This window comes from Mesorhizobium sp. M0664 (genome assembly GCF_040320565.1).
Lineage (GTDB): Bacteria > Pseudomonadota > Alphaproteobacteria > Rhizobiales > Rhizobiaceae > Mesorhizobium.
The window spans coordinates 19,259-38,437 of record NZ_JAMYPW010000010.1; the positions used below are offsets into that span (position 1 = coordinate 19,259).

General features: G+C 59.2%; 26 protein-coding genes and 3 pseudogenes. 16 read left to right on the forward strand and 13 right to left on the reverse strand.

Translation table 11 applies throughout. From position 1 onward, the window contains the following. Positions 1-140 precede the first annotated feature (140 nt). From NKI39_RS12910 to NKI39_RS12920, 3 genes and pseudogenes are all read right to left on the reverse strand, one after another. The gene (locus NKI39_RS12910) at positions 141-395 is read right to left on the reverse strand and encodes a DUF982 domain-containing protein (protein WP_352473196.1); all 255 of its coding nucleotides are present in this window, start codon (positions 393-395) and stop codon (positions 141-143) included. A 256-nt stretch (positions 396-651) separates the two neighbouring features. After that, positions 652-914 (reverse strand): annotated as a pseudogene (locus NKI39_RS12915) (hypothetical protein). Between the two features lie 642 nt (positions 915-1,556). After that, positions 1,557-1,868 carry a hypothetical protein gene (locus NKI39_RS12920; protein WP_352473110.1) on the reverse strand — a complete coding sequence of 104 codons (312 nt, stop codon included), beginning with the start codon at positions 1,866-1,868 and terminating at the stop codon, positions 1,557-1,559. A 193-nt stretch (positions 1,869-2,061) separates the two neighbouring features. Here NKI39_RS12920 and NKI39_RS12925 point away from each other — a divergent pair, with 193 nt between their 5' ends. The 6 genes and pseudogenes from NKI39_RS12925 to NKI39_RS12950 all read left to right on the forward strand — a co-directional run. Next, a complete protein-coding gene (locus NKI39_RS12925) occupies positions 2,062-2,343 on the forward strand; it encodes an ATP-dependent DNA ligase (RefSeq protein WP_352473111.1) in 282 nt (93 codons plus the stop codon). 120 nt (positions 2,344-2,463) lie between these two features. Next, complete coding sequence (locus NKI39_RS12930; protein ID WP_352473112.1) at positions 2,464-2,682, forward strand: hypothetical protein; 219 nt, start codon at positions 2,464-2,466, stop codon at positions 2,680-2,682. 181 nt (positions 2,683-2,863) lie between these two features. Further along, the gene (locus NKI39_RS12935; RefSeq protein ID WP_352832179.1) at positions 2,864-3,112 is read left to right on the forward strand and encodes a DUF982 domain-containing protein; all 249 of its coding nucleotides are present in this window, start codon (positions 2,864-2,866) and stop codon (positions 3,110-3,112) included. A gap of 227 nt (positions 3,113-3,339) precedes the next feature. Continuing rightward, on the forward strand, positions 3,340-3,576 hold the full coding sequence (locus NKI39_RS12940; protein WP_352503662.1) for a DUF982 domain-containing protein: 237 nt from the start codon (positions 3,340-3,342) through the stop codon (positions 3,574-3,576). Positions 3,577-3,999: 423 nt separating this feature from the next. Continuing rightward, positions 4,000-4,179 (forward strand): hypothetical protein, encoded by a 180-nt coding sequence (locus NKI39_RS12945; protein ID WP_352473116.1) that lies wholly within the window; start codon positions 4,000-4,002, stop codon positions 4,177-4,179. 198 nt (positions 4,180-4,377) lie between these two features. Beyond that, positions 4,378-4,632, forward strand: a pseudogene (locus NKI39_RS12950) (diguanylate cyclase); the annotation flags it as partial. Between the two features lie 84 nt (positions 4,633-4,716). Here the strand turns inward: NKI39_RS12950 and NKI39_RS12955 are convergent. Next, positions 4,717-5,673 carry an SMP-30/gluconolactonase/LRE family protein gene (locus NKI39_RS12955; protein WP_352473117.1) on the reverse strand — a complete coding sequence of 319 codons (957 nt, stop codon included), beginning with the start codon at positions 5,671-5,673 and terminating at the stop codon, positions 4,717-4,719. Positions 5,674-5,776: 103 nt separating this feature from the next. Then, positions 5,777-6,382 carry a hypothetical protein gene (locus tag NKI39_RS12960; protein WP_352503664.1) on the reverse strand — a complete coding sequence of 202 codons (606 nt, stop codon included), beginning with the start codon at positions 6,380-6,382 and terminating at the stop codon, positions 5,777-5,779. A 118-nt stretch (positions 6,383-6,500) separates the two neighbouring features. Here NKI39_RS12960 and NKI39_RS12965 point away from each other — a divergent pair. Beyond that, positions 6,501-6,647 (forward strand): annotated as a pseudogene (locus tag NKI39_RS12965) (IS110 family transposase); the annotation flags it as partial. A 334-nt stretch (positions 6,648-6,981) separates the two neighbouring features. Here NKI39_RS12965 and NKI39_RS12970 read toward each other — a convergent pair. Together NKI39_RS12970 and NKI39_RS12975 are read right to left on the reverse strand one after the other, a co-directional pair. Beyond that, positions 6,982-7,629: a helix-turn-helix domain-containing protein gene (locus NKI39_RS12970; protein ID WP_352473120.1), complete on the reverse strand. Its 648-nt coding sequence runs from the start codon at positions 7,627-7,629 to the stop codon at positions 6,982-6,984. Positions 7,630-7,773: 144 nt separating this feature from the next. After that, a complete protein-coding gene (locus NKI39_RS12975; protein ID WP_352473121.1) occupies positions 7,774-8,220 on the reverse strand; it encodes a pyridoxamine 5'-phosphate oxidase family protein in 447 nt (148 codons plus the stop codon). Positions 8,221-8,307: 87 nt separating this feature from the next. On the opposite strand from NKI39_RS12975, the gene NKI39_RS12980 reads away from it, so the two are divergent. Continuing rightward, positions 8,308-8,622: a hypothetical protein gene (locus NKI39_RS12980; protein ID WP_352832182.1), complete on the forward strand. Its 315-nt coding sequence runs from the start codon at positions 8,308-8,310 to the stop codon at positions 8,620-8,622. 1 nt (position 8,623) lies between these two features. On the opposite strand, the gene fixJ is transcribed toward NKI39_RS12980, so the two are convergent. After that, on the reverse strand, positions 8,624-9,238 hold the full coding sequence (fixJ, locus tag NKI39_RS12985; protein ID WP_352832185.1) for a response regulator FixJ: 615 nt from the start codon (positions 9,236-9,238) through the stop codon (positions 8,624-8,626). Next, positions 9,225-10,781 carry a PAS domain S-box protein gene (locus tag NKI39_RS12990; protein WP_352473126.1) on the reverse strand — a complete coding sequence of 519 codons (1,557 nt, stop codon included), beginning with the start codon at positions 10,779-10,781 and terminating at the stop codon, positions 9,225-9,227. Before NKI39_RS12990 ends, fixJ begins: the two co-directional genes overlap by 14 nt. Before the next feature lie 176 nt (positions 10,782-10,957). Here NKI39_RS12990 and NKI39_RS12995 point away from each other — a divergent pair, with 176 nt between their 5' ends. From NKI39_RS12995 to NKI39_RS13015, 5 genes are all read left to right on the forward strand, one after another. Then, the gene (locus NKI39_RS12995) at positions 10,958-11,761 is read left to right on the forward strand and encodes a putative universal stress family protein (RefSeq protein WP_352832188.1); all 804 of its coding nucleotides are present in this window, start codon (positions 10,958-10,960) and stop codon (positions 11,759-11,761) included. Positions 11,762-11,862: 101 nt separating this feature from the next. Next, positions 11,863-12,123 (forward strand): hypothetical protein, encoded by a 261-nt coding sequence (locus tag NKI39_RS13000; protein WP_352473199.1) that lies wholly within the window; start codon positions 11,863-11,865, stop codon positions 12,121-12,123. Positions 12,124-12,169: 46 nt separating this feature from the next. Next, positions 12,170-12,679 (forward strand): group III truncated hemoglobin, encoded by a 510-nt coding sequence (locus NKI39_RS13005; RefSeq protein WP_352503665.1) that lies wholly within the window; start codon positions 12,170-12,172, stop codon positions 12,677-12,679. Positions 12,680-12,752: 73 nt separating this feature from the next. After that, positions 12,753-13,022: a DUF6455 family protein gene (locus tag NKI39_RS13010; protein WP_352473131.1), complete on the forward strand. Its 270-nt coding sequence runs from the start codon at positions 12,753-12,755 to the stop codon at positions 13,020-13,022. 183 nt (positions 13,023-13,205) lie between these two features. Continuing rightward, complete coding sequence (locus NKI39_RS13015; protein WP_352473132.1) at positions 13,206-13,739, forward strand: DUF1858 domain-containing protein; 534 nt, start codon at positions 13,206-13,208, stop codon at positions 13,737-13,739. Between the two features lie 3 nt (positions 13,740-13,742). Here the strand turns inward: NKI39_RS13015 and NKI39_RS13020 are convergent, their stop codons facing one another. Beyond that, on the reverse strand, positions 13,743-14,444 hold the full coding sequence (locus NKI39_RS13020; RefSeq protein WP_352503667.1) for a Crp/Fnr family transcriptional regulator: 702 nt from the start codon (positions 14,442-14,444) through the stop codon (positions 13,743-13,745). 152 nt (positions 14,445-14,596) lie between these two features. Here NKI39_RS13020 and NKI39_RS13025 point away from each other — a divergent pair, with 152 nt between their 5' ends. The 3 genes from NKI39_RS13025 (at position 14,597) to NKI39_RS13035 (ending at position 16,993) form a co-directional block, all read left to right on the forward strand. Further along, positions 14,597-15,034 (forward strand): pseudoazurin, encoded by a 438-nt coding sequence (locus tag NKI39_RS13025; protein WP_352473134.1) that lies wholly within the window; start codon positions 14,597-14,599, stop codon positions 15,032-15,034. Positions 15,035-15,130: 96 nt separating this feature from the next. Continuing rightward, on the forward strand, positions 15,131-16,312 hold the full coding sequence (locus NKI39_RS13030; RefSeq protein WP_352473135.1) for an NnrS family protein: 1,182 nt from the start codon (positions 15,131-15,133) through the stop codon (positions 16,310-16,312). A 117-nt stretch (positions 16,313-16,429) separates the two neighbouring features. Further along, the gene (locus NKI39_RS13035) at positions 16,430-16,993 is read left to right on the forward strand and encodes a cytochrome b (protein ID WP_352473137.1); all 564 of its coding nucleotides are present in this window, start codon (positions 16,430-16,432) and stop codon (positions 16,991-16,993) included. Here NKI39_RS13035 and NKI39_RS13040 read toward each other — a convergent pair. From NKI39_RS13040 to nirK, 3 genes are read right to left on the reverse strand one after another with little or no spacing between them, the layout of a single operon-like run. After that, the gene (locus NKI39_RS13040; RefSeq protein WP_352832300.1) at positions 16,936-17,523 is read right to left on the reverse strand and encodes an SUMF1/EgtB/PvdO family nonheme iron enzyme; all 588 of its coding nucleotides are present in this window, start codon (positions 17,521-17,523) and stop codon (positions 16,936-16,938) included. The genes NKI39_RS13035 and NKI39_RS13040 overlap by 58 nt on opposite strands. Continuing rightward, positions 17,421-17,927 carry a hypothetical protein gene (locus NKI39_RS13045; protein WP_352832191.1) on the reverse strand — a complete coding sequence of 169 codons (507 nt, stop codon included), beginning with the start codon at positions 17,925-17,927 and terminating at the stop codon, positions 17,421-17,423. The genes NKI39_RS13040 and NKI39_RS13045 overlap by 103 nt, the downstream gene beginning before the upstream one ends. Positions 17,928-17,978: 51 nt before the next feature. Further along, entirely contained in the window at positions 17,979-19,085 is a 1,107-nt protein-coding gene (gene nirK, locus NKI39_RS13050; RefSeq protein WP_352832193.1) for a copper-containing nitrite reductase, read from the reverse strand. Positions 19,086-19,179: the final 94 nt, after the last annotated feature.

Below are 19,179 nucleotides of genomic sequence, written 5' to 3' on the forward strand. Positions count from 1 at the left end.
ATCGACACAGAATCGAATCGTATCGATAAAATCGCACTACATCGATAGGTCGCGCTCTGCCGATGCCACAAGCAACAAAGCCGCTGAATCCAGCAGCGCTCCGTGCTTCAAGGGCATGCCCATACGGGTGCTGGGTAAGCCTAAATTTCTTCCGCGAGCAATATCCTGGCCTCCTTGGCAGCAGCGATGAACGCCTGGCGCGCTATCCTTGGTGGTTTTTCTCCACGGATTACGGCAAGGCATGCTTCGATTGCGGCGAGCCGCGACTTGCCCGCCGGCCTCGGCCAATCCCTCAGCAGAACTTCGGCCGCGTCGGATACGGACGCAACAACTCTGTCGCGATCGATCCGGCCGGGTTGAACGACGACGGGCTTTCTGAAACGTCTCGTACGCACGACAGCCTCCAAGAACAAGCTATGTTAGCTTCTGCAGATCCTTTGCGCCACATCAAACGTCGGCAAGTGGCAGAAGGCATGCGCTTGGCCAGAAGCTGCCGCCGCGATGGACGCTGCCCAGTGCTTCAGCATGTCGGGCTTGGCCCCGACTTTCGAGGAGCGCATCGCCAAGAGCGGCGTTACCCAATAAATGATCCACAAATACCCAGTGAAGGGGAGTTCGCCGAACACCGCGAAATGGAATCTCGGGCTGAATTTACTCCATGTCCGGCACGTCGCCGCTGGTGAATAGCACGGTCGGCGGACCGTAGTCGCCAACGGCCGGGTCGGCGTCGCGGCTCCATGCTATTACGCCAACGTGCTTCCCTGCGAGCGCCTGACCGGTGCGAATGGCGCGTTCCTCGCTTTGCTGATCGGCCGGACCAAAGGCGGGAAACAGTTCGCCGTCCTCGCCTCGATCGAACGCCACGACGAGATTAGCTTGGGCTTCTTTTGACCGGGCAGAATATGATCAGACATGGCGGGAACCTATCACGAGGATTGAGTCGCGTTCGAGACTCGGGCGGTGTGCGTGCAAGGGCACCGTTTTAAGGAGCCTGTGCGCGTGGCACTCGTCAGGTCGCGGAACACTATCTACACTGTGGAGCGGGTTGCCGGGTGAAATTTGCTGCTCAATTTCGGCGACGAGACCTGACTGCCTTCAGCAGTTCGCTCTCGTCAGTGTGAGCATTTCGAAAAGTCGCCACTACCGTTTCCGCCAGGATTTCGCCCTGTTGGCTTAAAGGGTCGAGGTGTTCGTCTGCGCAAATTCGATCGAAAACGCGCTGGCAAATAGCTAAATCATGAGGACTAAGGCAGGTGCGATTGGTACGCAGGCGCTGCGGCATGTGCGACCCCTCAGGCCCGCTGCCCGTACAGAGCAGCGGGCCGCTACAGCTAGGCCGGAGGAGGAGAGTTCAGTCTCGCAAAAACGTTTGATGTAGAGTGCTTGTTCCCGGCTAACGAAGTTGGTAATTTTCGTACAGTGCGCCAGCTGGGCAAGGCAGCTTCCTCGATTGGCAGCACGCCGGCCGGGCAGGTGTCCTCGATGCCATGCGCACCAGAGCAGGGCGGCAAGGCCTTGCGGATTATCATCGGCATCCATGCTTTGATCTGCGTTCGCTAATCCGCCCCATCTCTACGTGACATCTTTTTGCGGCGAACAGGCGTCCAGTCGGTGATCGTGTCGGCATCCACGGTGATTAGCCCGCCAGCTTTCACCGTCACCTTTCGATTTTCCTCGTCGACGCGCGTGACCTCGCCGGTCAGCTGTAGCTCGTCACCTGGTTTGGATCTTTTAGGAGCAGGGACTGAATGCGGAAAACCATAGGACGGGATGCTGACACTAGCTCTTCCGTCGTCCAGCAGCTTCAGCACCGTCACGGTGATCGCCACCTCATCGCCGATATTGATGTCCGCAACTTCCCAAGCCATGCCCATGATTCTGGAGCGGCTTTGACGGCAGTCAAGGGATTGCTAATATGTGGAAAATGCCAACGCCGCCAGCGTGCACCTTGTTTCGGAACCGATTCGAACCAGCGATATTGATTAAAATCATACTGTGTGGAGTGCGGGCGCATGCTCACCGAGCCTTGGCGTTGGCCGGCTGTCATGTATTGAGTTCCAAATGCCCACCCTGGTCGAGAAGCCGCCCAAGGGCCAAGGGTGGTTTCACGACATCAAATATGATGGGTATCGCACGCAGTTGATCATCCAACGGGGTAAGGTGCAGACCTGCACACGAAACGGCTTCGACTGGACTGACAGATACAGCCCAATCGTCCGGGCTGCGGCTGAATTGAACGCAAAGCGGGCAATCATCGACGGCGAAGCAACAGTGTTTGGCACCACGGGGCGTCCGGAGTTCTTCGCGCGACCCAATTATCCGATCACCCGGACGAATTTCTGAACCAAACGTTCCTGACTGTTGCGGCCTAGCACCGTGCCAATTTGTACGACTCGTACATGGCCTTGATGTCGCTCAGGCAGGGAGTAGAGTCCACTTCGGCGTGTGCCTGGGGAGGGCTGGATGAGCGTCGCGCAAAGGGTAGGTCCACTTCTAGAGCAAGCAATCAACGTACTCCTCAACAGGGCGGACCTTGGCGACACGGTCTCGATCAAAGTGGCGCTGCGCGAAGCTCGGGAGGCTGCGCCTTATTTGGTGGCCTCCGACGAAGAATTAACCGAGGCGATAGTCGAGGCAGCAACGGCCATGGGCCTCTACGTGGCTTTCGACGGTCGCGAGTAGCTGTCAGCCACCTCCAGGGACTGTGGCATCGCAACAAAGCGCGCCGTCCTGCGCCATTTTCAACAGTTAGAGGTAATCCGCAATTACCTTCGCAAGCTGCTAAATCTGCCTGTAGAACGGGAACTGGCTGAGCAAAGGTATTTGCTGGAGGAACTTGATAAGGTCGACAAGGAGTGACCGCATGGCCCTCCACTGGTTCAACCCTCCGGTCCCCGTCAAGACCGAGCGTCCCGGGATCATCCGCAACGTCAACAACGCCGAGGCAGCCGGCGAGGAGCTGATGAAGTGGACCAGGCGTGGCCCTTGCTGGGACCTGGCGGTGCGCGTTTGCATGGCCGTGATATTCGACGAGATGGAACCTGAGGAGGCTCGTAAGGCATTCCTGGCTGCTGCAAAAGAGGAGGGGATATTACTCCCCCCAACTAGCTAACTTGGATGCGGTAAAGGTTCTCTGGCCAGCACCGCCTTGGCGAAAGGAGCCCGCCGCCGCTGAGGGAGAGGCGACGGACCCCCCTACAGCGGCTGCACATCACGAAGAATCCGCTGCCACCTCTAAACCCGCGAGGGGCCTACATCGTTCCCCTACAACCTGGGTTGATCGGCAGGCTGGTTCCGCTTTAAGTTTCCTCTAGGTCTCGCCATTCGTTCTCCCCTCCTGTGTACGTCAGGTCCGACCACCCAAGTGTCCGCGTCGGGATCAGCCACGTCGAAGGTGCGGCCGAGGAACTCATGAAGTGGACTAACCGGGGTCCTCGGTGGGACCTTGCGGTACGAATCTGCACGGCCGCACTGGCCGATAACGTGTCACCTCAAATGGCTGCTAAGGCGTTCCTGGCTGCTGCAAAAGAGGAGGGGACGTTACTCCCCCCAATGGCAACCAGCGGACTGTTCTAACCAGGAGGCCCGTCGCCCATGAGAAAAACGACGGACGCCCAACAGCGGCTGCACATCCAAGAGAAGAACCGACCGCTGCAAGTTCTAAACCCGCGAGGGCCTACATCGTTCCCTATAACCTGCGTTGGTCGGCAGGCCTGTGCCGCTCTAAATTTCCGTATGGCTCTCCATTGGTTCAACCCTCCGTCTACGTCAGGACCGACAGACCTGGCATCCGGTACGGGGTTAGCCATGTCGAGGGTGCCGCCGAGGAAAGCGGAGTGAATGCCGGCGCTGGTGCTAACATAGGCGGCAGCAGGGGCATTAGCGCCGGTGCCGGCGCTAATATCGGCGGCAGGAGTGGTGTCACCGCCGGCGCCGGCGCAAATGTAGGTGGCGCGGTCGGCGTTACAGCGGACGCAGGCGTCAATGTGGGAGGCACGGGTGGCGTCGGCGTGGGCGTCGGTGTCGGCGTGGGTGCCGGGCACCCCGCCGAGCGTTGTTGCTCAGCTGTCCAGCAGCCAGCTGATTCGCATGAAGAAGCGCTGCGCCGACGTGCTCAGCAGCGAAGGGACGTATGACAGTGATCTGCGTCAGCTTTGCATGCTGATAGCGCGCCGCTGAGGAGAGTGCGGCGTTAACGGGAGCGTCGAATCGGCCGTGAGGCTTTGACCACACTCTCCTCGCCTCGCGGCCGGCCCGTCACTCGCAAAGTGGCGGGCTTCTCTGCGTGAGGGTCACTGCGCTGAGCGGCTGCTGAGTACGGGCAGTGCCGACACTTCGGTGTAATTTACTCTTAAGCCTGGTCCGGTCAGAAACGGCATGGACGAGATTTTTGAGAAGCTTCTGCATCTCTACGACAGCACGCCGGTATTGGCTGCGGCGTACGACGGCTTCGATCGTCTGCGCTACGCAAATCAAGCCTTTTCGTCCAGCTTTCTTCCTCGACGCCCAGGAGACGCCGCTTTGGTCCGATCTTATGCGCCGCAATTTGAGACTGGCAGAGGAACGGTCATTCGCGCAGGCGATTTCGATGCCTGGCTGATTTCTATACAGTCGCGGCGGGGCAAGATGGGTCGCCATTGCGCCATTGTGGCCACGCACCCAAAACAATGTTGCGCCTCGCAGCCAAATCCCCGCTAAGATTATCTGGACGAGCTCCTAATGCGCGCCCTTAACCCGCATCTTGAGGCCGTAAACACTTCCGGTCGCAGTGATAAAGAGCAGATCGTTATCTTTGCCACCAAAGGTCACGTTTGTCGTCGTCTCTGGTACGTCGATTTGTTCGATCTTGTTTCCCGTTTGATCGAATACAGCCACGCCAATCTGGGTGAGATAGACGTTGCCTTTCGAATCGATCGTCATGCCGTCAGAACCTAGCTTGCAGAAGAGGCGTTTGTTCGTGAGCTCGCCATCGGGCTGGATATCGTAGGCGTAAGTCCTACTCGCGCCGTAGTCCGCCACGTAAAGCAACTTGCCGTCGGGCGTGCCAATGATGCCGTTGGGTTTCTTCAGGTCGGTCGTGACACGCCTGACGGTCTTGCGGTCGGGCGTCACGAAGTAGACGTGTTGGCCGTCTACCCGCGTGCTGGAGTCTCGAGATGAATAGAAATCAGGGTCGGTAAAATAGATACCGCCGTCCGGACGAATCCACAGGTCATTCGGGCCGTTGAAGAGCTTGCCGTCGAAGTTCGTCACCAGCACCGTAACCTTCTTGTCGGGCGCAATGGACCACAGTTCGCCCTTATCGGGGGCGACGGCGATGAGATTGCCGACCTTGTCGAAGTAAGTTCCATTCGCGCGTCCCGCTGGCTTGAGCCAGTCGGAGAATTTCCCGTCTACCGCGCTCCACTTAACGATCCGATCGTTCGGGTCGTCGGTGAAGAACACGTTGCCATCAACATCCGCCGCCGGGCCTTCGGTGAATCCATAACCTTCGGCCAACTTTTCTAGCTTTGCGCCAGGCGCCACGATGGGCGACTCCGCTGCAATGGTGGACTTGCTTGCAAGGAACATAATGATGACAAGTACAAAAGTGCGGCCGAGTGCTTTCATGAGCTGGATGTTGGTCAAAAACCGAAAGTCATCAGCGGCCTTGCCGGCCAGCAGTTTTGCCATTTTGTGATTTCCTCCCAATAAACCGGCGTTCCAACCCAGTGGCGCCAATGATAATTGACGACGTCCACCGGTTGTTCGGCGTAAAAATCATTATCGCGCTTACTCAAGCCTTCGGCAACACTGGCTCAGCCCGGTGCCGCTCCGTGTCTGGCGTATCGTCATACTCCTCTGATCCGCCCTCGTCCCAGCAGTCCTCGCGATCCTTGACGCGCTTCAGGACAATGGTCTCGCCGTGCGGGTGTTCGTCGAGGTACTCGATTCCGACCCCATGCTCAGCCATTCGATCACAAGCCGGGGACCGGGCCGGATGACCGTCGCCCTTGCAGCCCCTTCCACCGGCGCATCGATCTGCTGAGCCATCTTTGGCTTCAAAAATCTTGCTGTACGCGCGTGGCCGATAGCGGCTCTTTGTGCCGAGAACACGGTTGGAGCGCGTTACATAGATGTCGCCAAGATGCTCGGCGAGATGATGGTGCATGACGTCCGACAGCACGGCGTCAACGGACAGGTCGAACGTTTGCTGATCCCGATCGCGGCGCTTGTTCGTCCTGAGCCCGAAATGGGTCTCGCTGTTTAGGAGCAGCCCGATGTCTTCTTGGATGATACCCTTGGAGTACTCCGATGCGGCGAACCGATAGGCGTTGAAGGGACTGTCGCCCTCTTCCTCTTCATCATCGAGCTCAACCACCGTCGGCGTAGTCTCGTCCATCTGCAAAACTTCTGGCCTTCAAAATAGCCACCTCGCATACGAGGGCAGATGAACAGCGAGGCAAGGTGTCGCGGCAGCTCTCCTCGCTACGCTGCCCTGTCCCGCTTTGCCAACTCGGTCAGCATGGCTGCACCCGGAGCCCAAGAAACTCGGCCTGCCAGCTGTCCGCCTGGAGAATGTGCGTGTGCGCGCCGCGATGTCGGCACAGCGCAACAAGACCGACAAGGCGGATGCTCAAGGCATCGTCCACATCGTGCGCACCGGCTGATTCCGCCAAGCCTGCATCAATTCGGAAAGCTGCTACTGAACGCGGCTTTTGCTGATGGAAGGGACAAAGAGAATAACATTGGGCCGCCGTTCGGTCTCTCAGTGCGCCCATTGCCAATGCCAGCCGCCGGTCCCACGAGGAGGATCGCAGCCATATCCGCCAGCAGCCGGCTGTCGATCACAGGCCATCGGTGTGAATACGTTGGACTGGACCGACGAGTGAGGCTCACGAAGTCATGCTTGCGGCTTCAGCAAATTGGACCGCCTCGGCCGACTACCTCTGATGCCGAGGGGGGAGGCTGCATTCCGGCTTGGCCGGAGCATGTTGCCATTCACTCACTCATATTCTGAAGCGAGTCGTGCTTGACGATTTCCACGCAGCGCAGGCTAGCCAAGCGGATGACGCCTTTCTCCTTCAGCCTGGTGAAAACCCGCGAGACCGTCTCGATGGTAAGGCCGAGGTAGTCGCCGATATCCATGCGCGACATCGGCAATTCGACCTGCGGCAATCCCCCTTGCCGTTCGGCCATATCAACCAGGAACGCGGCGACGCGTTCAATGGCGTTCTGGCGACCTAGGACCAGCAGGTGCCCCTGCGCCCGTGTCAGGCCTTTGAGCGCCAATGGCAGCAGCAGCTGCGACACGTCAGCTCCGGCGGCAAAACGGAAGACGCGGATGCCGGTGGCATTGATCGCTTCTGCGAAGAAATGATGCGTTGTGCCGCCTTCGAAGCCGAATGTCTCTCCAGCCAGATGAAAGGCACTTATCTGCCGGCGCCCGTCAGCAAGCAGGCGGTAGATGCGCACAGCGCCAAACTCGACCTGATAGAAGGCCCCGGCCTTTTCGCCCTGGGCATAGACTTCCGCACCGGCGGGAAAGAAGCTGAGCGGCTGCAGCAGCGCGGGTTGGAGTGCCTCCCGCGGGCTCGGCTGGGGCGACCGCGACCGCGCTGCGATTTGGGAGGTTGTGTAAGCGTGCATGGCTGTTTTCCCGGTTGATCCGTGTCACAGCAATCGCGCGAATCCTTGTGTCACGAAATTCGGTTATGTCCCTACGGGGAAGTACCTATACCACTGCTTGGGCCGGCCCAGCCGTCCCTTTCGGTGATCGAGGCGGTCGTTCTGCTATTCACTTGCCTCGCGGCCCGACACCTGCTCGACGAGGATGCGAAAAAACACATGCGGCGTGCTGTCCGACACAGGGGGCATAACCGGCTTGAGCGCTCCAGGCTCCCACCAGTCGGAGTGCTTGCTCAGCACTGACCATGCATGGTCACGCTCGAGCTTGTGGCCGTCCCGGTCCGGCAGTTCCTCATAGCGGCCATCGACAACAACACTTCGCCATCCTCGCCCTTGGCCGCGCTCGTCGACCTGGACGGATACAAGCGGATTGGCTTGCATCCATTCGATCTTCTTGCCCGGCATGGAAAATGCATAGAGGTGATTGTCCGCATGCGCGTAGTACAGGGGCACGACGTAGGGCTGCCCATTCTTTGCGCATGCGAGCCGGCCGACACGGTTGGCCGTCAGCAATCTCGTACATTCCAAGGGAGAAAGTGTGCGGATCAGCATCGATGCAGTCTCCTATTTCTCGCGGCCATCCCAAGGGTTGGTTGCCTTGCCGCTTTGAATCATGACCATCCTGGTGCTTTCGAGCTCATGTCGGCAAAGCGCACATTCGCGCATTTGGCAATTGCGGAAAATGATTCAGATCAAGGCGCAGTCAGGCGCTTCTGGGATCATGAGGAGATGTGGAAACCAATCCTCACCGCTCCGTTTGGGCGCAACCTCAAACTCGCCGTCTTCGACGAGGATGGCGAGCATGCGCTCGTGTTTCCCTGCATGAAGGAGCGGGAAGGTTGGACGAACGCCTTAACTGGCACATGGGTCGACATCCGCCCGACCCACTGGCGCGACTGGGAGTCTCACAATATGCCGGCACTCGACGGCAATCCCTTTGGCGACCATCCCTAGCCTACGGCTTGGATTCAACGATCAATGCCATGCGTACGAGGTGCGACAGGCTGCTCGCGCTCATCTTGCTCATGACATTGGCACGGTGGATTTCGACCGTACGTGGACTGATCCCGAGATCATAGGCGATGGTCTTGTTCGGCAGACCTGATACAAGCCCATCCAGCACCTGCCGCTCTCGCTCTGACAAAGTTGACAGACGACCAAGGATTTCCGCGGATTGTGGGTGTGCTGTATTTGCGTGATTACGATTATCCAATGCGGAGCGGATCGCACTTATCAGGATATCGTCGTCGGAAGGTTTTTCGATGAAATCGGTCGCCCCCTCCTTCATCGCCTGAACGGCGAGCGCCACATCGGCATGGCCCGTCATGACAATGACCGGAAGCGTATGTCCGCGCGTTCGGAGCTGCCGCAGGAATTCGATGCCGTCAATGCCGGGCATGCGCACGTCGGTGACGATGCACCCGTCGAGATCGCCAGTCGCGGCAGCCAGAAAAGCTGTCGCCGACTCGTGCAGCCGCACGGCAAAATCTGCCGTCCCCAGAAGAAAACCGAGAGACTTGCGAACGTCGACGTCGTCGTCGACCACATGCACCAGATCACTGCCGGCCATTTGTGACCTCTTCTTTCTCCACCATGCGTAACGTGAACCGGAAAGCGGTTCCTCCAGCCGGCATCGGCTCGGTCCAGATATGACCGCCATGCGACTCGACGATGGTACGGCAAATCGAGAGGCCGACACCCATGCCCTGCTTCTTGGTGGTGACAAATGGCTGGAAAAGTTGTGCCGAAACCTCCGGCGCGAGGCCGGGGCCGGTATCGATCACGCTCACCTCCGCCATCCCATCATCCCGGGCGACAGTTGTGACTTTCAACTCGCGGCGCGGCGCGCCTTGCATGGCTTCTACAGCGTTGCGCATCAGATTCAGCAGCACCTGCTGAATCTGGATGCGGTCGGTCAAAACCAGTTCGGCTGCCGGATCAACCTTGTAGCTGACGCGCACGTCTATTTCCCGTGCGCCGACCAAAGCCAGAGAGGAGGCTTCCTCGATGAGCGCCGGCAAGCGTTCGACCTGACGCTCGCTCTCGCCCCTGGCGACGAAGTCGCGAAGATGGCGAATGACCTCTCCGGCCCGCAAAGCTTGCTCAGCTGCTTTCTCGACAGCCTCCCTCAGCATCGGTGCGCTCTCTTCCGTACTCGTCTCAAGAAGCCGGCGGCTGCCTTTGAGGTAGTTTGTGATCGCCGTGAGTGGCTGGTTTATCTCGTGGGCAAGGGTCGAAGCCATTTCACCCAGCGCGGTAAACCGCGCCATGTGGAGCAGCTCCAGTTGCTGTTCCTGTATTCTCGCTTGCGCCCGGTGGCGCTCGGTCAGGTCTCGGCAAAAGCCGGTAAAAAAGCGCCCGGTTCCGGCATGCATCTCGCCGACGGAAAGCTCCATCGGAAAGGTCGAGCCGTCCTCGCGCATCCCAGTGACGGTGCGGCCGAGCCCGATGATCCGGCGCTCCCCGGTCGTCAGATAGCGAAGCAGATAGGCGTCATGCTCGTCGCGATAGGGTGAGGGCATCAGCACATTGACGTTTCGCCCGATGACTTCACTTGCCTGGTAGCCGAACAGCGTTTCAGCAGCGGTGCTGAACGATTGGATGCTGCCTCGTTCGTCGATGACAACCATAGCATCGGGCACTGTCGCCAGGATCGAACGCAAATGGTCCTCGCGCAACAGAAGGGCTGCATTTGCAAAGGAAAGCTCGCTGACATCAGTGCCTTCGACAAAAATGGCGGTGATGCGTCCATCGTCGGCCTTGATGGGCTGATAGACGAAATCGAGGATGCGTTCTTCAATTGGCCCGTCGTGGTTGTTCCGAAGGCCGACCTTCATGCCTTGGCCCCTATACGGCTCGCCGGTCCTGTGCACATGGTCCAGCTGTTCCAAGAACGCTTGGCCCTCGAGTTCGGGAAGGGCTTCACGCACCGATTTCCCAATCACTCGCCTGTCGCCGATCAGCCGTTGATAGGCGGCATTCGTCAGTTCAAAGACATGATCCGGTTCACGCATGAGAGCCATGAAGCCCGGAGCCTGCTCGAACATTTGTGACAGGACCGACTTCAGAATCGTCCCCCCGGCCGACAAAATAAGCGCTTCGTCTTGGCTCACTGAGATTCTCGGGTTCGACACGCCACGAACAAGGCTACTATCATTGAGCCCCACACGCAAAATGGAGCGAGGCCGAAGTTTTTCGGGTGCGGAGCCCTTTGATGCGCATCAAGGCATCGGACGCTCGCGAATGCGATTGATCGTCCATTCCATCGCTTCAGCGAAAGGCGCCTCTGATGTCGTACAAGTCAATTATCGTGAACCTGGCCGTTGATGCATCCCCTGCACCCATAGTGGAGGCGGCAGCCGAGCTTGCAGAACGGTTTGGAGCCCATCTTGTCGGCCTGGCAGCAGCTGATGTTCCTCCACTGGTCGCAACAGGCGATGGTATGGTTTACGAAGGTGAGATCATGCAGATCCAGCGCACTGAGATTGAAAAGCGGCTTGCAGCATTGCGAGCCGAATTTGAGAAATTGGTTCCGGCTTCGATTACAAGCGAATGGGGACAGGCGGTCTGCAGTCCGACCCGCTTCCTCAGCGTTTCCGCCCGAGCGGCCGACCTCATCGTTACCCGCGAGGCAGGAGACAATGTGTTTCGTGCCGTGGATATTGGCAGCCTGGTGCTCGGCGCGGGGCGACCTGTCCTTGCTGTTGCAAACAACGTCGACCGCAACCTTGCAAAAACTATCTTGGTCGCTTGGAAAGACACCCGTGAGGCTCGGCGAGCTCTGACCGATGCATTGCCTCTTTTGGCCAAGGCCAATGAGGTTATCGTTGCCACGATCGATACTGATCGTGACGTTCGTAACAGTCTCGCTGATGTCGCGGTCTTTCTGGAACATCACGGTATCATGCCGCGAACCGAACTGATCGCCGGCGAGGCTGACGGCGACAATTTGCTGTCATTCACGCGCTCCACCGGTGCAGACCTGATCGTGTCTGGCGCCTATGGCCATAGCCGATTGCGGGAATGGGCGTTCGGCGGCGTCACGCGCACGCTGATCGAAGAAAGCGGAATCAATCGTTTCATGTCGAATTGACCATCTGGCGCCTCGGTAGCGAAAAGTGGGGCGCGCTGTAAGCATCGCAGCCGCCAATTTGCGCTAACGCAAAGAACTTATGTCTCAGCATCGATAGTTTCTTGGCAACGGTCGAGCCTTTTCGGCGCTGCCCGCTGCAGTGCAGCGATCGGCGCGGCGGGGAGGTCGTGCTTGCAAGGGGAAATGACATCGACATGAAACGAGAGTCTCAGAGGCAAGACGTGATCGAAGAGTGGCCAAGCCTTGTGTTCAGCACGGAAGCAGCAAGTGGCGCAAAAGAAGGCAATTCCTTGCTGCCCATGCTGATCGCCGGGCTCGCTCTGATTGTCATAGGCGGGATCGCCGTGATGGCTTTCGTGTAGAAAAGGCAAGTCTGCAGTTCACCCCTATGACACTGTGGAAATTGACATGGCTGCCGATGCCAAGCGTCGATCTAGGTCGCAACAGGTATGCATGAGCGGGAAGCAACAAAGTAAGACCACAACCGTCATCGACGGCGTCCCGCTGTCAACGGTTCTTGACGAGGAGATGATCCAGAGGGTCGTCCACGGCTTCTATGAGGAAATCCGCCACGACGTCCTGCTGGGGCCCGTATTCAATAACGCCATAGCCGCGGATGCGTGGCCGTCGCATTTGGCGAAGATGTGCGATTTCTGGTCTGCCACGCTCCTGCGGACTTCCCGCTACGCTGGTCGGCCATTGCCGCCGCATCTGGCTGTTCCCGGCCTTGGCGAGATGCACTTCCGGCGTTGGCTTTCCCTCTTTCGCGCCGTCGTAGAGCGCGTTTGCCCGCCCGAAGTTGCAGCAATTTTCATCGCACGGTCGTTGCGCATCGCTCACAGCTTTTGCCTTGCTGTCGCATTCAACAGGGGCGAAGACACAATCCAGGTCGAACCGATCCTCGAAGACAGCCTCTGAAGCCGCCCGTTGATCGAGATCAATGTCACGGGCTGCTGGCCGCGCAATGATCGCCACGCTAGGAGCAAATGCCATGAGTTTTCTCGAGTACCTGATTTCGGTCGACGCCAGGACGGCCTTGATGGGTCGCATGATGCAAAAGCTAGGCGTCGACAGACGATTGAAAGTCGTGGCGGATCATGGAGCCGTGATCAATCGAGCGGTGAATCGCTGCCGCGCCTGCGGCCACCAGGGCGAATGCATGACGTGGCTCGATCAACACGAAAATGCCAACGAGCCTCCGGACTATTGCCGCAACCGCGACCTGATTGCACAATTGCAACACGTATCTGGCGAAGGGTAACGGCTCCAACACTCGGAACGCAGCGGGTCAATTTCAGGCATTCTGTCGGCGCCCTGACCGCAGTTTGACGTTGCTCATTGTCGATCCAACGTGACCTATCAGCCGGTTGAGCGTCAGAGTGCGCCCGTGGTGCGATCGAGTAGGGCTCCACCCTTATTGGAACAACCACAATGTTCTGGGGCCATGGCTGCAATCCTCACGCTGGGCACCAGCATGGCGGTTCTTTTGCTGCTGTATGGGGGGCTGCGCCCGCAGGCGATCACTGCCTTGAAGTCTATCGCGACCAGATTTCCGGACCGCGACGTGGCGCGCGCACGTTTTCGGTCATCACCTCTTCAACCGGCCGTCCATTCGCGAGGACGTGGACCGGCAACGTCAACGTTGAGAGAATCCGTCCTGCAGATCTCTGATTTTGCAGACCTTTCCTCAGGTTGCGAAAGCGCAACGATCGCGGACCCAGTGAGATCTATGAAGACGCTTCGCAACCGTGGAGGCGCGACCGTGAAGACATCCGGTTCGATCAGACCCGACATGACCATTGACGAGATCATGAGACAATGGCCGGCAACGGTGGCTGTGGTTCTTGGCCGCAAGATGCTATGCACGGGCTGCCCCATTGGGCCTTTTCATACCGTGACCGACGCATGCCGCGAGCATCGGGTCAACGAGACTCGTTTCCTCGTCGATTTGGAATTGGCTGTTCGGGGTGGAGGGTGACGGTCAGTCCTTTTGCCGGTTCTCGGCTAGAACTACCAGGCGATGCGCATCCTTGACCGTGACTCTTTGGCGCCCGCTGACAATTATTCCGTTCTCTTCCCACTTGCTGAGCAGACGGCTGACCGTGTGCAGCGTCGTTCCCGTCATTTCGGCAATGTCCTGTCGTGAAATCGGGAAGGCGATCTCGATGCCGCTGTCGGTCTTTCGGCCGGTCTGGTTTGCCAGCCGCAACAGCGCGTGCGCGACCCGCTGTTCCACCTGTTCCGTGGACATCTCCACCACCCGCGTCTGCGTCTCCTGCAGCCTGTTTCCGACCGTCCTGTAGGTGGCGGCGCCAAAAACCGGAAACCGTCGCGCAAGGTCAGGCCAAAGAGCGTTCGGCCACGCCAGCACCACGCAGTCGACCGCTGCTACGGCGGTGGCGGGGTAGGTCGTTCGGCCAAGTGCCGCGGCAACTCCAAAAATCTCGCCTGCACTGATGTACCTGGCGATCACCTGCTGTCCGTCCGGCGTCGTGCGGACGACGCGTATGTGCCCGGCCAGTAGAACGAAGAACGAGTGGGCCTCGGCTTCCTGCTCGAAGATCGCCGTCTCCTTGGCATAGCGGGACGACCGGGCGCCTTGCAGAATCTCGCTCTGCTCGTCGGGCGTCAAGCCCTGGAAGAGGGGCAGCTGCGATATCAGCGATCGGTCCAGCGCAGCCAAGCGGATTTCCCCACGACCGAGTGTTCCGCATCAACCGTGCGGGAGATCCTTTCTTATCCCGAGTTTGCGCCAGCGCAAATTCTCCCCGGGGCACATCAGGCTAAGTGGCATCGAACGGCGAAGGCCGCGACCTCGAAACAAAGGACAAATCGATGAGAATTTCCATCCTCGCTGCCGCAATCTCCATCCTCGCGCTCTGCGGGGCAGCAAGTGCTGAAGAGCATGTGGTGCAAATGCTCAACAAGGGCGAAAAAGGTGCCATGGTTTTCCAGCCGGCTTTCGTCAAGGCTGCACCCGGCGACACAGTCAAGTTCGTGCCGACCGACAAGACCCATGATGCCGAGTCGATCAAAGGCATGATTCCGGACGGCGCTGAACCCTTCAAGGGAAAACCCAGCGAGGAAATCACCCTCACCCTAACCCAGGAAGGCGTCTACGGCGTCAAGTGCGCGCCGCACTACGGTATGGGCATGGTCGCGCTGATCGTTGTCGGCAAGCCGGTCAATCTCGATGCCGCCAAGACGGTCAAGCATGCCGGCAAGGCTGCAAAGGTTTTCGCCGACCTGTTCACGCAGATGCCGGCGAACTGACCAAACCCACGCATGAAAACCTGCTCGACCCATAGCAGCCATTGGCCCGGAAACGAGGTCGCGGTCTATCCGACCTCTTTTTTGGAGATATGAAGCATGGGCATCCCACGCCTGCGCGCCTATGCCGGGCCTGCCGTTCTTTCCTATGGGTTCAGGCCGTTCTTCCTTCTCGGGCCGCTCTATGCCTGCCTCTCCATTGTGCTCTGGCTCCCAATGTATGCAGGGGAACTCGATACCCATAGTGCATTTGTTCCTGTCGATTGGCACATTCACGAGATGCTGTTCGGTTATCTGCCGGCGATCGTGACCGGGTTCCTGCTGACCGCCATTCCCAACTGGACCGGCCGGTTGCCCGTACAAGGGCTGCCGCTGCTGTGGCTGGTTGTCTTATGGCTTCTCGGCCGCGTCGCGGTCTTCTTCTCGGCAGATATAGGCTGGCAGGCAGCAGCCGTAACCGATGGATCTTTTCTGCTTGCGGTTGCCGCGGTGGCGGCCCGTGAAATCATCGCGGGGCGCAACTGGCGCAATCTCAAGGTTCTGCTGCCGCTTGCCGTCCTGGCATGCGCAAATGGCGCCTTCCATATCGAGGCGCATATTCAAGGCGCCTCCGATGTCAGTCGAAGGCTCGGCATGGCTGCGGCTATAATGCTCATCTCGATCATCGGCGGGAGGATTATTCCCAGCTTCACCCGCAATTGGCTCGTGCGCGAAAATCCCGGCAGGCTCCCCGCGCCTTTCGGCCGGTTGGACATGGCCTCGATAGGCATCTCGGTCAGCGCGCTGGCGGCATGGACGTTCGCTCCCAGCAACAGCGTCTCCGGACTGTTGCTTGCGACAGCCGCAATCAGCCAGACCTGGCGCCTGTCGCGGTGGGCTGGCGAGCGCACCTCGCGCGATCCGCTGGTGCTCATCCTTCACCTGGCTTATGCCTTCGTGCCGCTCGGTCTTGCCCTGTTGTCAGCGTCGATCTTTTTTCCTGGCATCGTGCCGGCTGAAGCTGGGCTCCATACGTTGGGCGCCGGCGCGATCGGGTCAATGACGCTCGCCGTAATGGCCCGAGCGACGCTCGGACATACCGGCCGGCAATTGCGGGCTGGACGACCAGCAACTTTTATCTTTACAGCTATTCTGGTCGCAGCCTTGTCACGCATCCTTGGCGTTTTCGTCCCGAACGACGCCATCATTCATCTGGCGGGTGCTGCCTGGGCGCTGGCATTCGGCGGCTTTCTTTTGACCTACGGTGTGGCGTTGACGACGCCAAGGGCCCACGCCGCCTGACGGTCACTCCCATGCATTGGGATGGCAGGGACGCGGGCAATCGCGTATGGCCGCGCAGCGTATTACATATCTGTTCTGTAAGCTTTTGGCCACAATTGCGGGAGGATTCGAGCCCACTTGAGCCAAGGTTCCCATGTTAATCAGCATCGCGACTGCGCGGCTGTTTTAATCAGGGGAATCAAAATGTCAGAAACCAGACTTGGCTATTCAACTTATCAAATCGCGCTTCATTGGGTCATAGCATCGTTGGTGTTATTCCAGCTGTTCTTCGGCGAGAGCATGACAACCGTGGTTGACGCGGCTGAAGAGGGAACCGCGGTCTCCCCAGCCGACCAGGCATTGGGCTCCGCCCATTACTGGGTCGGGATTTCGATCCTGGTCCTCGTGATCGCTCGGCTGGTCATGCGCCTGGTATCGGGTACTCCCAAGCCTGCGGAAGGCGGCACTGGCTGGATGCAGATCGCCGCGCAGATCTCGCACGGCCTTTTCTATCTGCTCTTGCTCGCAACGCCCTTTGTGGGGCTTCTTGCCTTCTACGTTGGCGACCCATGGGGCGACATCCATTCGCTCAACAAGCCAGTGTTTATGGTCCTGATTTCCGTCCATGCCTTGGCGACACTGTTTCACCAGTACTGGCTTCGTGACGGCACGCTCAAGCGGATGCTGTCGCCCGGCCGATAGGTCTGGCCTGTGAATTCTGGCGTCCCCGGCAGACAGATCGTTGCCAGACTCTGACGGGACTTTCCGTCAGATCGCACCCAGCTGGGCGAGAACTTTGTTCGCCCAACCTGGCGAGGCTCGGACGAGCCTAAACCCCAGATTGTCGGGCGGCCTGCCGACGGCACAGCCGCCGCTTTTTCCGTCGCTGACGAAGTTGGACATGTAGGCCCGGTGAAGGCCTTCAAGGACGTGCACGCCGCAATTGTCGACGAACTCTCGACATTGCCGCCATCTGCATGCAGCGTGGTGCGGACGTAGCACGTCGACGTCCACTCCCAGACATTGCCGGAAAAGTCGGCGAGTCCCAAGGAATTCACACCAAAAGAGCCACGGCTCTTGGGCAGCGGGTCCGGCTTGCGATTGAGGTCCACCTCGGCCTTGTAGCTGGTCAGCCAGCGTTTGGACGGGTTGTTGGCGTCGCTTTCGACACCCTCGAATTCGCCGGCGAACCGCTCCGCCGCGGCAAATGCCCATTCCTCGTCGGATGGCAGCCGCCATTGGTCGCCGGTCGCTTGCGAATACCATCGGGCGTATGCGTTGGCACGAGATAGCTGACGCCGGTCACGGGAGCGGTGGCGGGGATCGTGCGCGTCTCCTGTGCCGGCTGGCAGCTGCCTTCAGCGACGCAATCTGCATAGTCTTCCGCGCTGACCTGATAGGTCATGATTTCGAGCGGTTGGTCGAGCTGGCGTTTGAGGCGGGGATTGGCCTGCGGGTGGCCGTCCTTCAGGAACTCGCCGGGTATGGGATAGGTGATGGAGCCGGACAGCAAAGTCGTCGTGACAGCTACGGCGTGAGGCGGCCGGTCCCAACTGGCTGCCTTTATCGACAGAGCCGCCGGCACAGAAGTGGCCGCCATGGCGACCGCGACAAATTTCAGGATGTAAGGGGACATGGCTGTTGTCCTTGCCCGGACAGCGACACTGTCCGGGCAAATGGAGTTCCATCAGTTGGTGGCGATGGGTTTGGGCGCCTCGACCTGCGTCATCAGGTCGTCATTCCACTCGCCCTCGACCATAAAGTGAGCGGTCGCCCCGAGTTCCACGGCCTCGATCAGGTTGTGATTGACATAAGCGTAGACGCCGGGCTGCAGGAACCTATAGAGCGCCGAGCCGGCAGAGCCGCCACGGATGAACCAGGTTTCCAGATCCTTGGCCGGCGGGTTGGCGAATTTGCCCTGTTCCCAGACATAGTCGCCGTGGCCACCGATCAGATGCGGCCGCGTATCGCGGTTGGCCTGCGAATGGACGATCAGCACGGTTTCGCCGACCTTCGCCTTCATAGCGTTGTCGCCGGTCAACGAACCGACCTTGCCGTTGAACAGCACATGCGTCGGGATCAGCCCGCGCATGACCTTGACGATATCGTCGTAACCGTCGCCTGGCGACTCGTAGGTCTTGTAGTTGCCCTTCTCGTCGCGCGGAATGTAGAAGTCGCTCTCGCCGATGTAGAAGATCTTGTCGTATTTGACCGGCTTGGCCTTGTCGTTCCTGAGTCCGTCGCGCGGCAGGATCATGATTGCGCCGCTCATGCCGGAGACGACATGCCATGGGATCATCGCGCCGCCAGGTGCGCAGTGATAGACGAACGTTCCCGTCCGCGTTGCCTTGAAGCGCAGCGTTACCTGTTCGCCTGGATTGATCAACGTGAGGCCGCCGCCACCCAGTGCACCTGTGGCTGCATGAAAGTCGATGTTGTGGGCAAGCGAGTTGGTGTCGGGATTGATGAGCGTCAGTTCGACATAGTCGTCCTGGTGCACGACCATCAGCGGACCAGGAATCGAGCCGTTGTAGGTCATTGCATTGAGCTGCGTCCCGTCCGCGTCGATGACCATCGGCTTCTCCTCGATCGTCATGGAGTATTCGACGATCTTCGGTTCGCCCTTGGCGACCTGGTCGTGCGGATGGACAAAAGGCGGTGCCACGAGCCTGATCTTTTCGCGCAGAAGCCCTCGAATGTCCGCCTTTGTCACCGTTGCCGAAGACGCCGGCAGTGCCGCCACGGCAGCAGCGCCAATCGCTGCTCCAAAGAGGGCTTCGCGTCGCGTGATCATATCAATCTCCTGTCTCAACCGTTGCGGATGAGCAGAAGGTAACTGACCTGACGCAGCGGTTCCTTGCGCTGGCGCAAATTGGTGCAATTCAGTC

Coding starts and splice junctions, on each gene's coding strand:
- NKI39_RS12920 (WP_352473110.1), bottom strand. CDS start 1,868: ATGGCTTGGGAAGTTGCGGACATCAATATCGGCGATGAGGTGGCGATC.
- NKI39_RS12925 (WP_352473111.1), top strand. CDS start 2,062: ATGCCCACCCTGGTCGAGAAGCCGCCCAAGGGCCAAGGGTGGTTTCAC.
- NKI39_RS12930 (WP_352473112.1), top strand. CDS start 2,464: ATGAGCGTCGCGCAAAGGGTAGGTCCACTTCTAGAGCAAGCAATCAAC.
- NKI39_RS12935 (WP_352832179.1), top strand. CDS start 2,864: ATGGCCCTCCACTGGTTCAACCCTCCGGTCCCCGTCAAGACCGAGCGT.
- NKI39_RS12955 (WP_352473117.1), bottom strand. CDS start 5,673: ATGGCAAAACTGCTGGCCGGCAAGGCCGCTGATGACTTTCGGTTTTTG.
- NKI39_RS12960 (WP_352503664.1), bottom strand. CDS start 6,382: ATGGACGAGACTACGCCGACGGTGGTTGAGCTCGATGATGAAGAGGAA.
- NKI39_RS12970 (WP_352473120.1), bottom strand. CDS start 7,629: ATGCACGCTTACACAACCTCCCAAATCGCAGCGCGGTCGCGGTCGCCC.
- NKI39_RS12975 (WP_352473121.1), bottom strand. CDS start 8,220: ATGCTGATCCGCACACTTTCTCCCTTGGAATGTACGAGATTGCTGACG.
- NKI39_RS12980 (WP_352832182.1), top strand. CDS start 8,308: ATGTCGGCAAAGCGCACATTCGCGCATTTGGCAATTGCGGAAAATGAT.
- fixJ (WP_352832185.1), bottom strand. CDS start 9,238: ATGGCCGGCAGTGATCTGGTGCATGTGGTCGACGACGACGTCGACGTT.
- NKI39_RS12995 (WP_352832188.1), top strand. CDS start 10,958: ATGTCGTACAAGTCAATTATCGTGAACCTGGCCGTTGATGCATCCCCT.
- NKI39_RS13005 (WP_352503665.1), top strand. CDS start 12,170: ATGGCTGCCGATGCCAAGCGTCGATCTAGGTCGCAACAGGTATGCATG.
- NKI39_RS13010 (WP_352473131.1), top strand. CDS start 12,753: ATGAGTTTTCTCGAGTACCTGATTTCGGTCGACGCCAGGACGGCCTTG.
- NKI39_RS13015 (WP_352473132.1), top strand. CDS start 13,206: ATGGCTGCAATCCTCACGCTGGGCACCAGCATGGCGGTTCTTTTGCTG.
- NKI39_RS13025 (WP_352473134.1), top strand. CDS start 14,597: ATGAGAATTTCCATCCTCGCTGCCGCAATCTCCATCCTCGCGCTCTGC.
- NKI39_RS13030 (WP_352473135.1), top strand. CDS start 15,131: ATGGGCATCCCACGCCTGCGCGCCTATGCCGGGCCTGCCGTTCTTTCC.
- NKI39_RS13045 (WP_352832191.1), bottom strand. CDS start 17,927: ATGTCCCCTTACATCCTGAAATTTGTCGCGGTCGCCATGGCGGCCACT.
- nirK (WP_352832193.1), bottom strand. CDS start 19,085: ATGATCACGCGACGCGAAGCCCTCTTTGGAGCAGCGATTGGCGCTGCT.